Annotated in this window: 15 protein-coding genes; 7 read left to right on the top strand and 8 right to left on the bottom strand. The window is 34.2% G+C overall.

All coding sequences use genetic code 11. The features are described from left to right. Positions 1–47: 47 nt before the first annotated feature. The 7 genes from BW983_RS18010 (at position 48) to BW983_RS18040 (ending at position 5,356) form a co-directional block, all read left to right on the top strand. Positions 48–539, top strand: a complete 492-nt coding sequence (locus BW983_RS18010; protein WP_076553264.1) for a hypothetical protein — start codon at positions 48–50, stop codon at positions 537–539. 196 nt (positions 540–735) lie between these two features. Further along, positions 736–1,326, top strand: a complete 591-nt coding sequence (locus tag BW983_RS18015; protein WP_076553265.1) for an RNA polymerase sigma factor — start codon at positions 736–738, stop codon at positions 1,324–1,326. A gap of 203 nt (positions 1,327–1,529) precedes the next feature. Then, positions 1,530–2,225 (top strand): YjjG family noncanonical pyrimidine nucleotidase, encoded by a 696-nt coding sequence (locus tag BW983_RS18020; RefSeq protein WP_076553266.1) that lies wholly within the window; start codon positions 1,530–1,532, stop codon positions 2,223–2,225. Positions 2,226–2,502: 277 nt separating this feature from the next. Continuing rightward, complete coding sequence (locus BW983_RS18025) at positions 2,503–2,952, top strand: PepSY-like domain-containing protein (protein WP_076553267.1); 450 nt, start codon at positions 2,503–2,505, stop codon at positions 2,950–2,952. Between the two features lie 35 nt (positions 2,953–2,987). Beyond that, positions 2,988–3,194 carry a PepSY-like domain-containing protein gene (locus BW983_RS18030; protein WP_076553268.1) on the top strand — a complete coding sequence of 69 codons (207 nt, stop codon included), beginning with the start codon at positions 2,988–2,990 and terminating at the stop codon, positions 3,192–3,194. Positions 3,195–3,398: 204 nt separating this feature from the next. Beyond that, on the top strand, positions 3,399–4,070 hold the full coding sequence (locus BW983_RS18035; RefSeq protein WP_076553269.1) for a response regulator transcription factor: 672 nt from the start codon (positions 3,399–3,401) through the stop codon (positions 4,068–4,070). After that, entirely contained in the window at positions 4,070–5,356 is a 1,287-nt protein-coding gene (locus BW983_RS18040; RefSeq protein WP_076553270.1) for a sensor histidine kinase, read from the top strand. The genes BW983_RS18035 and BW983_RS18040 overlap by 1 nt, the downstream gene beginning before the upstream one ends. Before the next feature lie 56 nt (positions 5,357–5,412). Here the strand turns inward: BW983_RS18040 and trpS are convergent, their stop codons facing one another. The 8 genes from trpS to BW983_RS18080 form a co-directional block, all read right to left on the bottom strand. Next, positions 5,413–6,381, bottom strand: coding sequence for a tryptophan--tRNA ligase (gene trpS, locus BW983_RS18045; RefSeq protein WP_076553271.1), 969 nt, complete (start codon positions 6,379–6,381; stop codon positions 5,413–5,415). Positions 6,382–6,652: 271 nt separating this feature from the next. After that, on the bottom strand, positions 6,653–7,297 hold the full coding sequence (locus tag BW983_RS18050) for a SanA/YdcF family protein (RefSeq protein ID WP_076553272.1): 645 nt from the start codon (positions 7,295–7,297) through the stop codon (positions 6,653–6,655). 14 nt (positions 7,298–7,311) lie between these two features. Further along, entirely contained in the window at positions 7,312–7,953 is a 642-nt protein-coding gene (locus BW983_RS18055; protein WP_076553273.1) for a lipoprotein signal peptidase, read from the bottom strand. Further along, positions 7,953–8,147 (bottom strand): DUF2683 family protein, encoded by a 195-nt coding sequence (locus BW983_RS18060; protein ID WP_065396454.1) that lies wholly within the window; start codon positions 8,145–8,147, stop codon positions 7,953–7,955. The genes BW983_RS18055 and BW983_RS18060 overlap by 1 nt, the downstream gene beginning before the upstream one ends. Positions 8,148–8,163: 16 nt before the next feature. Beyond that, a complete protein-coding gene (locus BW983_RS18065) occupies positions 8,164–8,409 on the bottom strand; it encodes a DUF6576 domain-containing protein (protein WP_076553274.1) in 246 nt (81 codons plus the stop codon). A gap of 78 nt (positions 8,410–8,487) precedes the next feature. Further along, entirely contained in the window at positions 8,488–8,868 is a 381-nt protein-coding gene (locus tag BW983_RS18070) for a TraR/DksA family transcriptional regulator (RefSeq protein WP_045501318.1), read from the bottom strand. Positions 8,869–8,926: 58 nt separating this feature from the next. Continuing rightward, complete coding sequence (ileS, locus tag BW983_RS18075; protein WP_076553275.1) at positions 8,927–12,322, bottom strand: isoleucine--tRNA ligase; 3,396 nt, start codon at positions 12,320–12,322, stop codon at positions 8,927–8,929. 312 nt (positions 12,323–12,634) lie between these two features. Beyond that, a complete protein-coding gene (locus BW983_RS18080; RefSeq protein WP_076553276.1) occupies positions 12,635–12,910 on the bottom strand; it encodes a hypothetical protein in 276 nt (91 codons plus the stop codon). Positions 12,911–13,000 lie beyond the last annotated feature (90 nt).

Here is a 13,000-nt window from a genome sequence, read left to right on the forward strand (position 1 = left end):
TCCGGTAAGGCAGTTTTTTTTAATTTTACACCTTAATAAATTGAAAGATGATGAATTTTCGAACTGCAGTTGCTATTCTATCCCTGTTTTTACTTAGCACAATGGTAAAAGCACAGTATACCATGCATAAAATGATCAGTGTAGGATATACCTACCAGAATCAGAGTTTTGGAGAAGTAGGTGGTAAATTGCTTTTTCTTAAAAATGATGATGTAATTTACAGATTAGGTGGTTCTGCTCTGATGGGTTCTACCGATTCAAAGTTTGCCATCATGCCGAAACTTCAGGCTGATGTTTTGCTTAACTTTCAAAAGGATGTGGATTTCTACCATTCTTATTATTTCCTGGTAGGAGCGGAAGGAACAAACAAATATGTTGCTCCTAAAATTGGAGTTACTTTATTTGGAATGCTTGATCTTACAGGAGGCTATGCTTTTCCTATCGGAGATACCCGTTTGAATGGAAAAGAAATGAAAGGATTGAATATTAATTTTACATTAAATATCCCTACAGTGTTCATTCATGATATGTTTAAATGATTTTTATTAAATTTTTATGACGAAAATTTAATAATTGGTTAACAGTTATTAAAAAATTATTATATTTACGTCATAATATAATTGTACCACCTATCGAATAGACTCTACTCTGAAGAACTGTTTTGTATATACAGCAAGAACTGGATAATTTATCTGGTCGATAGCTGGGCTGCAAATATTTATATTGAGAAGAGTTATGAAATCAAAATCGGATAGTTTACTAATTTCGCTTTACCAGAAAGGTGATGAAGGAGCGTTATCAACCCTTATTCATCGCCATCAGAGAGAACTGTTTACATTCATTTTTTACAAAATTAATGATGAAGATTTAGCCAACGATATTTTTCAGGATACATTCATGAAGATCATTGTAATGCTGAAAGAAGGACGCTATAACGAAGAAGGAAAATTTATTCTTTGGGCAAAAAGAATTTCCCACAATTTAATCATCGACCATTTCAGACTGAAAGCCAAGAATATCAAAGTTTCAGAAACAACTTTTGAGACGGATGAATATTCTATTTTCGATCTGATCAGAGAGCCTTCGGAAAATATTGAAGATCAATTGGTGACCAATCAAATTCAGGAAGACTTATTGAGAATGTTACAATTTCTTCCTCTAAATCAGCAGGAAGTGATTAAACTAAGATTCTTTGACGGACTTAGCTTTAAGGAAATTGCAGATCATACTGATATGAGTATTAATACAACATTAGGGAGGGTACGATATGCATTGATAAACCTGAGAAAAATCATGGATGAAAATAACATAATATTAACCAGATAGATAATATTTTGTAAAACTTCTCGTTTTTAAGGAAAACATACTTCGCTTATGAAAAAAAATGACTCCTTAAAAGTGAAAACTTTGAAACCTAAAAAGCAAACCATTGATTTTCTGCTCAATTTTTCTAAAAGCCTTGAAATTGTGAAAAGCAAGAGCAAGAATTATCCTATTACAAAAAATTAAAATTATTAACTTTGTGCTGTATGAAAATGCAGCACGTTTATTTTGACCTGGACAATACGCTCTGGGATCATCGCAGAAATGCCTATTTAACAATCAAAGACCTTTTCGAAAAACAGGAAATTACTTCGAAGTACAATATCGACTTTGAAGAGTTTCATACTGTTTACCATGATATCAACGAAGATTTATGGGAGAAGATCAGAGATGGATTAATAGGCAAAGAGTATTTGAGAGAACACCGTTTTTATGATTCCTTCATGCATTTTGGAGTGGATGATAAAGAGCTGGCACTTTATTTTGAAGAACACTTTCTTGATAATATTGTAAGCCATAACGAACTGGTGGAAGGAGCCGAAGATATCCTTGATTATCTTAAGGCTAAAAATTATACATTACACATTATTTCTAACGGTTTTCAGGAAGTAACAGAAAGGAAATGTACTTTATCAGGAATTGCACCTTACTTTAAAACCATTACGAGTGCAGACGCAGTAGGCGTACGAAAACCTAATCCAAGGATTTTTGAGTATTCTCTTGGGCTTTCTGATGCTAAGAAAGAAGAAAGTATCATGATTGGTGACGACTGGATCGCTGATGCTGTGGGAGGAAGAGATTTTGGTATGGATTCTATTTTCTTTGATGTTTATAAAGAAGATAAGCAGGGAACAGGCTTAAAAGCAATTACTCATCTTCAGCAGATCAAAGAATATCTATAATTTTTATTTTAAAGCTGAAATAAGGCTTTGAAAATTTTTTATCGAACCATTAAGGCTTTTTAGGTTATTAAAAGGATTAAGACTCTCTATCATTGCAAGCTAAAGGCAAAGCAATCTCCTTAATTCTCTTAATAACTTATCTTTTCCTTAATGGTTTTTTTATTGATTATTTACTTCATTTTACCCTTTTGATTTTTTACGTTTTAAGTCATTCCCAATTCTTTCCCAAATTGATTTGGAACTTTGCTGCATAATCATAACAGAAAAACTTAATCTTATGAAAAATGTAAAGAAAATCACAAACGTATTTATTTTAATGTTCTTAATGATAAGCGGTTTGGTTTCTGCACAGGATAGAGCTATAAACCCAAATCAATTACCTAAAACAGCTAAAGTATTTCTTGCAGGTCATTTTAAAGGAATACCGGTATCATCAGCCATTGAAGATAGAGAGATCTATGGTGTTGACGAATATAAAGTATACTTGAATAACGGAATGAAAGCTGAATTCGACAGCGGTGGAAACTGGAAAGAAGTGGATGGAAAACATCAGAAAGTTCCATATGGTTTTATTCCGGCATCGATCAAAAATTATACTGGTAAAAACTTTCCAAATACACATATCGTCAAAATAGAAAGAAAGAGATGGTCTTATAAAGCTGAGCTTTCTAACGGATTGGAACTTGAATTCGACAGAAATGGAAATTTTAAAAGAATTGACGATTAATAGCAAATAAAGAATAACAATAAAATTTTAGTATTATGGTTAACTGGAGTTTAATAAACAGTAACGGAAGAAAATTATCTTCCAGTAAGATTAGAAAGAGTATTGTGTCTTTTATGACAAAGCATCACCCATGCAGTGTAGTAAATTCTATTGAAAAAAAATATAATACCTACAAAATTCACCTGATGAATGGTTTATGCCTGGTCTTTGATGCAGATGGACGTTATGTGAAAGCTAATTAATTCATTATGAAAGAAAGTTGGAGAGAAGGGGATAGAAGTTATGTATGCATCATTGATTTTCTTTGCGTATTATATCAGTTAGTTCTTATTCTAACGTTGATTGCTTAAGGTATCTATCAATGGGTTTCGACTTCAGTCCCCAGACTTTCTCCTGATTATTCCTACATAATTTTATATATTTGATAAAAGTTATCCAAGCAGCATATGAAGATTTTAATAGTAGAAGATGAACCGGACTTAAGGGATACTGTACAGAAGTTTCTGGAGGCAGAGCATTTCATTGTAGAATACGCCGAAAATTATAGCTCCGGACTTGAAAAAATTATTTCTTATGAATATGACTGCATTTTGCTGGATATTATGCTGCCCGACGGAAATGGAATAGATCTGTTGAGAGAAATTAAAAAAATGCATAAAAAAGATCCCGTTATCATTCTGTCTGCAAAAGATTCTGTGGATGATAAGGTAACAGGGCTTGAAATAGGTGCTGATGACTATCTTGCAAAACCTTTTCACCTTGCGGAACTGATGGCGAGGATAAGGTCTGTGATCAGAAGAAAAAATCAGGATGGAGAGAATATTATCAGATATAAAAATATAAACATCGATCCGGAGAACCGGAATGTAAAAATCGGTGACGAAGAATTGGTTCTTAATCGAAAAGAGTATGATCTTTTGTATTACTTCGTTATTCACCCTGAAAAAACTTTACAGAAAACTACTTTGGCAGAAGCCATCTGGGGAGATTATATAGATCAGGCAGACAGTCTTGATTTTATTTACTCACAAATCAAAAATCTTCGTAAAAAACTGAAAACACTCAATGCAGAGGCAGATTTTCAAGCGGTTTACGGAATAGGATATAAATTCGTGTGATGAAGGTTTCATTAAAATATTATACTATAAAGTACCTCATTATGATCCTTCTGCTGATCATAGCAGTATGGGCGGGGCTTTTCTATGCCTATATTCTTGATGAAGTGCATGATAATGTGGATGATGGGCTTAAAGACAGGAAAATTCAGATTATAAAAGCTGTTTATCTTAATCCGCAGCTATTGAATAACAATGAATTCGGATTCAATGAGTTTAAGATTAACCCTATCACAGCTGGAAAATATCAAAATAAAAGTAGGCTGTATAATAAGATGTATTATATGGAGTATGATGATAAGGATCAGCCATATCGTGTTCTCGAAGCAGATTTTATAGATCAGTTTAAAAAGAATCAAAGACTTGTCATAAGAACTTCAACCGTAGAAGAAGATGAGTTGATTTACGATCTTACCACTGCTTTAATCGTTCTCTATGTTCTTTTGGTGATAAGTATTGTTGCAGTTAACGGTTATCTATTGAATAAAGCAATGCGTCCTTTTTATCAGATTCTGGATAAACTGAAAAAATATCAATTCGGGATTCCTTTTTCACAGGATGATCAGAATTATACCATTAAAGAATTTGAAGAACTGAATGTAGAAATCAACGAGATGATTGACCGTAATGAACTGGTTTTCTATCAGCAGAAACAGTTTATTGAGAATGCTTCTCATGAGCTTCAGACGCCTTTAGCAATTGTTATTAATAAGATAGATCTTCTGATTCAAAATGAAAACCTTGATAAAAAGAACCTGAACTTTCTTACTGAGGTTAAAAATGATTTGAGAAGAATGGTGGGGTTGAATAAGTCATTATTAATGCTTTCAAAGATTGAAAACAGCCAGTTTAATGCAATTTCAGATGTTGATTTTAATGCTATAGTAAATAAACTTGTACAGAATTATGAAGATTTCATTGCCTTTAAAAATGTAGAAGTTAATATTATTGAGAAAGGAATGTTTAAAGCAGATTTTAATCAGGATTTAGCAGATATTTTATTATCTAATCTTCTTAAAAATGCTGTTAAATACAATAATGAAGAAGGAACATTAAATATTTTTATTGAAAACAACAGGATCATTTTCCAGAACAGCGGAATGCCGGTTTCATTAGATAAATCCAGAATTTTTAACCGCTTTTATAAACAGGGTTCTGATCATACCTCTACAGGTTTAGGATTATCCATCATTAAAACGATCATAAAACAATATCCGGGTTGGGATATTACATATGAGTTTGAAGATCAAATGCATTATTTTATCCTTACTAAAAATAAGATATCATAAAAAAATCGACTGCCTCAATTCTGAAGCAGCCGATTTCTTATATTTAAAGTTTAGAACTAATATCCTAAGCTTGTTCTTACTCTTCTAAGAGTTTCCAGAGCAATCGGTTTTGTCTTTGCAGCACCTTCCTGAAGTTTTGCTTCCAGTTCGTCAAGGTGAGTCATATAATAATTAAATACTTCTCTTTCCTTTTCAAAACGAGTTAAAATAAGATCTAAAAGCTCTTTTTTAGCGTGACCGTATCCGAAGTTACCTGCCAGATATTTAGCTCTTAATTCCTCTGTCTGCTCAGGTGTCGCGATCAATTCATAGATTTGGAATGTTTTATCTGTCGCAGGGTCCTTAGGTTCCTCTAAAGATTTGGAATCAGACTCAATGCTCATTACTTGTTTCTTCAATTCTTTTTCAGGTAAGAAAATATTAATGATATTTCCCATTGATTTAGACATTTTACGTCCATCAGTTCCCGGAACATATTTTGTGTCTTCCTGAAGTTCAGATTGTGGCAATACAAAAACTTCTCCCATTTGATTGTTAAATCTTGAAGCAACATCTCTGGCAATTTCCAAATGCTGAAGCTGATCTTTTCCAACAGGAACAATCTCTGCATCATACAGTAGAATATCTGCCGCCATCAAAATAGGGTAGGTGAACAGACCTGCATTCACATCCTGAAGTCTGTCAGCCTTATCCTTAAATGAATGTGCTAATGTTAATCTTTGATAAGGAAAAAAACATGATAAATGCCAAGATAGTTCACAGGTTTCAGCGATATCACTTTGTCTGTAGAAAAATGTTTTTTCGGTATCTAATCCACAAGCAAGCCAAGCCGCAGCAATCTCGTAGGTATTCTGTCTTAAAATCTGCGCATCTTTAATCTGTGTAAGCGTATGAAGATTCGCAATAAATAAAAATGATTCATTTCCTTCCTGCTTAGATAGTTCGATTGCAGGAATAATTGCCCCTAATAAATTTCCAAGATGGGGTGTTCCGGTGGCTTGAATGCCGGTAAGAATTCTTGACATTTGTTTAAAATTTATATTTAAAAATTAATGAATTGCAAATTTACGAGGTTTGAAGGGAATAATGAATGAAAAGATCAAAAGATTATATCTTAAATTTCAATGTATGCGCAACTGTATCAATAGAGGAGGGCTTTAGCCTGCCTTCCCATACAAAACAATTCCATTGGCTTTAGTCTAAACCTAAAATAAAACCTCTCGCAGATTAAATAAATTTCGTGGTTTTTTATAGATAGTTATCTGTGCAAATCCGTGAAATCTGTGATTTAAAATATTAAGGAATAATAATCTTCTCACCACCAAATTTAGGCTCTACCCCAAAAAGCAAATCCCAATATGCTTTAGCCTTGGCAAGATACTCACGTAAATTGGTCTTTAATCCTGCATACTTATTCACATCTTCTGCGTTGTAGCCAAAAGCTTCCATTCCATTTTCTTTAGCTAGAAAAACAGCTCTTTCATTATGGAACTTCTGAGAGATAATCACCAGTTTAGTCTGTCCAAAGATATCTTTTGCTCTTACCACAGAATCCAATGTACGAAACCCAGCGTGATCCAGAATAATTTTGTCCTGAGGAATTCCCTGCTTAATCAATTCCATTTGCATGTCTTCCGGTTCATTATAGTCTTTGGTACTATTATCACCACTTACGATGATATACTGTATTTTTCCGCTTTTATATAGATCACTAGCTGCTTTAATTCTGTTGTAGAAATAAGCATTCGGCATTCCGTTATTAAGATTTTTGCCGGTTCCTAATAATAATGCAACTTTTGTTTCGGGAACATCTGCTACGTTGTAAGAGACCAATGCCGAACTTTCCTTTTTGATGCTATAGTTAGCCCAGGCAATAAAAATAATTCCTGCCACCAAAAGAAGCAGGAAAAATTTAAAAATATTTTTGATTGTTTTTCTCATCCGAAATAAATCTGTTAGAATTCAAGTCCGTTTGGAAAAGCTTTTTTTCTGAATATCAACAAGAAAGCAGCTCCTACGGTAATCGCTGAATCAGCAACATTGAAAATATATTTAAAGAATTCAATATGCTTTCCACCTATGATGGGCCAACTATCCGGAACATACCAGTCTACTACCGGAAAGTGAAGCATATCTACTACACAACCTTTCATGAAAGTAGAATATCCTTGTCCGAAAGGAACAAATTTTGAAACTCCGCCATAGCCAATCCATCGGTCGGTACTAGCATCATAAACCGTTCCGCTGTCGAAGATCATTCCGTAGAACATTCCATCAATAAGGTTTCCGATAGCTCCGGCAAAGATAATTGCCATTGGGACTAAAAGATAATTGGAAGCGCCTTCTTTCAGCCATTTTTTGAACATATAAACCATTCCTCCAATTAGGAAGATTCTTAAGATCACAAGGAAATATTTCCCGATAATTCCTCCAAAATGGAAACCATAAGCCATTCCTGGGTTTTCAACGAATGTTTTATTGAAAAATCCATCTATAACAGGAATGCTCTCATTCAGTTCGAAATGAGTTTTAATGTAAATTTTTGAAGCCTGGTCTATTAACAATACCAAAAATGTGATAGCTAATATCTTTTTCATTACTGTCCTTTAGGTTTTGAAGGTTTTGCGGCAGGTTTTACATTTTTATTATCACTTGCTTTCTTAACTACTTTCTGTCCGTTATATGAACTTTTAACATGAGCCTTCTCAAATTTAATGTTCATTTCTTTCAATACACTTTTCAGTGCACTCAGCTCCATAGAGTTTTTAGGATGTACTATGATAGATTCCATTTCTTATATTTAATTTTTACTTTTTGGACAATTCGTCAAGCCTTTTTCTGTCTTTTAAAGACAGGTCATTAATTCCGTTTTTGCCCATCTTACTCAAAAGTCTGTCGATTTCCTTTTCCCTATCGCGTTTATCAGAATTAAACTGATCATCGATGGTGTAGTTGGTGTGTTTCTTCAGGAAAAATCTGTTTCTGATCCACTCCCTGTTGAAAAACAATAAAACTGCTGCAACGATGATGATTAAAATGAGTACTTCGCTCATAGGTATACATTAAAAATTAGGTTTATAAAGTATCCGTGAATACAATATAAACCCAATATTATTTTACAAACCTTACGGTTATTTTTGCATGTTTTTCGCTTCGATGCTCAAGGTAGCATGAGGAACGGCTAAAAGTCTTTCCTTAGGAATAAGCTTTCCTGTTACTCTACAAACACCGTAAGTCTTGTTTTCGATTCTGATTAAAGCATTCTTTAGATCACGTACGAATTTTTCCTGTCTTCCTGCAAGGATAGAGTTCTGCTCTTTGCTCAAAGTCTCTGCACCTTCTTCAAATGCTTTGAAAGTAGGTGAGGTATCATCTGTCCCATTATTCTGGTCATTGATGAAACTTTCTCTGATCAGCTGAAGATCTTTCTCCGCTTTTTCTATTTTTTCTTTTATGATCGCTCTAAATTCCTGTAAATCAGCATCGCTGTATCTAACTCTTTCGTCTGACATATTCTTTCTCTTTTTTAATAAAATTATGAAATGGAATTTGAAATACAATAACTACATGTTAATTTTTTTCGACATTTATCTTAAAATTAACCTCATCTATTTCGATTTCGTTAAAATTTGAAAGTGAAGATACAATTTCTATTTTATTTGACAAGACCTCGGAAGAAATATATTCCTCATTTTTCTTAATATCTTCAAGGAATGGTGAATTCTCTTCAATGGAGATATTAATTCTGTCTGTCAGCTCGAAATCTTTCTCTTTTCGCAAGTTCTGAATTCTGTTAATGAATTCTCTGGCAATACCTTCAGATTTTAACTCATCGGTTAACGTCAAATCTAATGCCACAGTAGTTTTACCGTCAGAAGTCACTGTCCATCCCGGGATATCTTTTGTTGAGATTTCCACATCATCAAGAGTGATCTCATATCCCTGAACATCAAGTTTTCCTTCTTTTTCAAGACCGGCAATCTGTTCTGTGGTAAGATTACTGATTTCAGCACCTACTACCTTCATATCTTTTCCTAGTTTAGGACCAAGAGCTTTGAAGTTGGGCTTTATTTGTTTTACAATTAAGTGAGCTGCTTCTTCAGCGTTGATTAACTGTAGTTCTTTCACGTTTACTTCCTGCTTGATAAGATCAGCTACTGCTAAAATCTGTTCTTCTGTCTTTTTATCCAAAACAGGAATCAATACTTTTTGTAACGGCTGACGAACTTTCACGTTTTCTTTCTTTCTCAAAGAGAAAACCATACTTGTGATGTTCTGTGCTAAATGTGTTTTTTCAACCAAATCCTGATCAATTAAACTTTCATCAACAACAGGGAAGTCTGTAAGGTGTACAGATTCACAGTTTTCTTTTCCAGTTACTTTATTTAAATCCTGATACAACTGATCCATGAAGAACGGAGCAATAGGAGCAGATAATTTTGCTACCACCTCAAGACAAGTATAAAGTGTCTGGTAAGCAGAGATTTTATCATCAGAATAATCTCCTTTCCAGAAACGTCTTCTACACAATCTTACGTACCAGTTACTTAAGTTATCATTCACAAATGTACTGATTGCTCTTGCTACTCTTGTAGGTTCGTAATCTTCGTAGAATGCTTTTACTTCCTTGATCAATAAATTTAGTTCAGAAAGAATCCATCTGTCGATTTCAGGACGGTTTTCCACTTCTTTTTCTGAATAATTGAATCCGTCAACATTCGCATATAAAGCAAAGAATGAATAGGTGTTATAAAGTGTTCCGAAGAACTTTCTTCTTACCTCATCAATTCCTTCGATGTCAAATTTCAGGTTTTCCCAAGGATTTGCATTGGAAATCATATACCAACGGGTAGCATCCGGTCCGTAAACAGAAAGAGTTTCAAATGGATCTACTGCATTTCCTAAACGTTTTGACATTTTTTGCCCGTTTTTATCCAAAACAAGACCGTTACTCATTACATTTTTATAAGCAACAGAGTCAAAAACAGCAGTTCCGATTGCGTGAAGTGTATAGAACCATCCACGAGTCTGGTCAACACCTTCTGCAATAAAGTCTGCAGGGAATGCCTTATTATTGTCTATCATTTCCTTATTTTCGAAAGGATAGTGTAATTGAGCATATGGCATAGAACCTGAATCGAACCAAACGTCGATCAAGTCACTTTCACGTTTCATTGCTTTTCCTGAATCAGAAACTAAAACTACTTTGTCTACTACATTCTTATGAAGATCTACAAGCTCGTAGTTCGATTCAGACATATTTCCGATGATGAAACCTTTGAACGGATTTTCAGTCATGAAACCTGCAGCAATAGATTTTTCAATCTCGTTGTAAAGTTCCTCTACAGAACCGATGATCTTTTCTTCTTTCAGATCCTCTGTTCTCCAGATTGGCAACGGAATACCCCAGTATCTTGAACGGGATAAGTTCCAGTCGTTTACATTTTCTAACCAGTTGGCAAAACGTCCTTCTCCGGTAGCTTTTGGCTTCCAGTTGATTTCTTTGTTCAGATTAACCAATCTGTCTTTTACAGCAGTCATCTTCACAAACCATGAATCCAATGGATAATATAATACCGGTTTGTCAGTTCTCCAACAATGTGGATAGGAGTGAACATATTTCTCTACTTTGAATGCCTTGTTTTCTATTTTCAATAAGATCGCAAGCTCTACATCCCAAGATTTCTCAGGAGCAGTTCCTTCATCGTAATATTCGTTTTTAATATATTTTCCTGAGAAAACTTCAGGAACATTCTCGCCCTGGATAAATTTACCTTGTAAGTCTACCAATGGAACAAGATTATCATTGTCATCCTTTACCAACATTGGTGGGATCTCAGGCTGAGCCATTTTAGCTACTCTCGCATCATCAGCACCAAAAGTAGGAGCTGTGTGTACGATACCTGTACCGTCTTCTGTTGTAACGAAATCACCTAAGATTACTCTGAATGCATTTTCAGGATTGTCGTTTGGCGTAAACCAAGGAACTAATTGCTCATATCTTGTATCAACAAGTTTCTCTCCTGTAAATTCTTTTAAAATTCTGAAAGGAATTACTTTGGTTTCTGGAGTATAATTGGCAAAATCCTCGTCTGTACCTTCAGCATATTTCTTACCGAATACTTTAGGTAAAAGAACGCTGGATAATACTACTGTTACCGGCTCAAATGTATATTGGTTGAATGTTTTAACAACAACATACTCAATATCTCTACCAACTGTTAATGCTGTGTTGGATGGCAACGTCCAAGGAGTCGTCGTCCATGCAAGGATATGTACATCTCCGTCAACATCGTTGAATAAAGCAGATGAATCTTTTTTAACTTTAAACTGAGCGACAACCGTTGTATCTGAAACATCACGATACGTTCCAGGCTGGTTCAGTTCGTGTGAAGAAAGTCCTGTTCCTGCTTTTGGAGAGTAAGGCTGGATCGTATATCCTTTATACAACAAGCTTTTGTCATATAATTGCTTCAACAACCACCAAACAGTTTCCATATATTTTGACTTGTACGTAATGTACGGATCATCAAGGTCTACCCAGTATCCGATTTTCTCTGTAAGGTTATTCCAAACATCGGTATAACGCATTACTGCTTCACGACAAGCTTTATTATAATCTTCAATAGAGATCTTTTTACCAATATCTTCTTTCGTAATTCCTAATTCTTTCTCTACACCCAGTTCCACAGGAAGACCATGCGTATCCCATCCCGCTTTACGGAAAACCTGCTTCCCGTTTTGCGTCTGGTAACGGCAGAAAATATCCTTCAATGCTCTTGCCATTACGTGGTGAATTCCAGGCATACCGTTTGCTGAAGGCGGACCTTCATAAAAAACAAACTCAGGATTTCCCTGACGAATCTCAACACTCTTATTGAAAGTTTTATTTTGTTTCCAAAATTCCGCTACATTCTCTGCTACGTCAATAAGGTTGAGGTTTTTGTATTCTTTAAATTGGCTCATTGTAAATATCTCAATATTCGTTGATTAATTAAGTCTGCAAATTTACTAAATTTTGTCGGTTTATAAGATATGTTTTATTTAGGTAATTTCTATTAAAAAGTTCAATTTCAGAAATATAAATGAAGAAAGGGCTTAAAAGCAAAAAGTAAATGATAAATAAGGGGGATTTTTTTGTCGTTTTATAGGGGAACATTGAGGTTAAGAACCCTTTTTATTTAGAAAATTATCATTCGGAATTTTTAATAGTTGATACGAATTTTTCTGTTGTTAAAAACTACAGATGTATTGATATTTTTGAAAACAAAACTAATATCAATGTTTTGTAAAGAAATTCTCTATTTCCATATAACGCATTGGTCCGGTCCACACATAAAGCATTTCTAAGGTTTCAGAATCTGTAATAATAGAAGTATCTAAGTCAAGTAGGGGTTCTGTGAAAGATGTTACAATTACATTCTTGTAAGTGCCATCTCTTAGCAGCCTATTTTCGGAGTAGTATGAGATTATACTGGTTATTCTATAATCAATTTCATCTAATTTTAATTTTATTATTGATGTTATTTTGTCTTCTTTTTCTTCTATGGTCATTAGGCTGCTTCTTATATGTTCGTTATTAATCTTGTGAATCAAATACCATGAATCCTGCTCTATACCACAAGAACCTTATTCATAGTTCAA

Source organism: Chryseobacterium ureilyticum (genome assembly GCF_900156735.1).
GTDB classification, from domain to species: domain Bacteria; phylum Bacteroidota; class Bacteroidia; order Flavobacteriales; family Weeksellaceae; genus Chryseobacterium; species Chryseobacterium ureilyticum.

What these genes read in the sequence shown, in the direction of transcription:
- BW983_RS18010 (WP_076553264.1), top strand. Translation starts at nt 48, where the DNA reads ATGATGAATTTTCGAACTGCAGTTGCTATTCTATCCCTGTTTTTACTT.
- BW983_RS18015 (WP_076553265.1), top strand. Translation starts at nt 736, where the DNA reads ATGAAATCAAAATCGGATAGTTTACTAATTTCGCTTTACCAGAAAGGT.
- BW983_RS18020 (WP_076553266.1), top strand. Translation starts at nt 1,530, where the DNA reads ATGAAAATGCAGCACGTTTATTTTGACCTGGACAATACGCTCTGGGAT.
- BW983_RS18025 (WP_076553267.1), top strand. Translation starts at nt 2,503, where the DNA reads ATGAAAAATGTAAAGAAAATCACAAACGTATTTATTTTAATGTTCTTA.
- BW983_RS18030 (WP_076553268.1), top strand. Translation starts at nt 2,988, where the DNA reads ATGGTTAACTGGAGTTTAATAAACAGTAACGGAAGAAAATTATCTTCC.
- BW983_RS18035 (WP_076553269.1), top strand. Translation starts at nt 3,399, where the DNA reads ATGAAGATTTTAATAGTAGAAGATGAACCGGACTTAAGGGATACTGTA.
- BW983_RS18040 (WP_076553270.1), top strand. Translation starts at nt 4,070, where the DNA reads ATGAAGGTTTCATTAAAATATTATACTATAAAGTACCTCATTATGATC.
- trpS (WP_076553271.1), bottom strand. Translation starts at nt 6,381, where the DNA reads ATGTCAAGAATTCTTACCGGCATTCAAGCCACCGGAACACCCCATCTT.
- BW983_RS18050 (WP_076553272.1), bottom strand. Translation starts at nt 7,297, where the DNA reads ATGAGAAAAACAATCAAAAATATTTTTAAATTTTTCCTGCTTCTTTTG.
- BW983_RS18055 (WP_076553273.1), bottom strand. Translation starts at nt 7,953, where the DNA reads ATGAAAAAGATATTAGCTATCACATTTTTGGTATTGTTAATAGACCAG.
- BW983_RS18060 (WP_065396454.1), bottom strand. Translation starts at nt 8,147, where the DNA reads ATGGAATCTATCATAGTACATCCTAAAAACTCTATGGAGCTGAGTGCA.
- BW983_RS18065 (WP_076553274.1), bottom strand. Translation starts at nt 8,409, where the DNA reads ATGAGCGAAGTACTCATTTTAATCATCATCGTTGCAGCAGTTTTATTG.
- BW983_RS18070 (WP_045501318.1), bottom strand. Translation starts at nt 8,868, where the DNA reads ATGTCAGACGAAAGAGTTAGATACAGCGATGCTGATTTACAGGAATTT.
- ileS (WP_076553275.1), bottom strand. Translation starts at nt 12,322, where the DNA reads ATGAGCCAATTTAAAGAATACAAAAACCTCAACCTTATTGACGTAGCA.
- BW983_RS18080 (WP_076553276.1), bottom strand. Translation starts at nt 12,910, where the DNA reads ATGACCATAGAAGAAAAAGAAGACAAAATAACATCAATAATAAAATTA.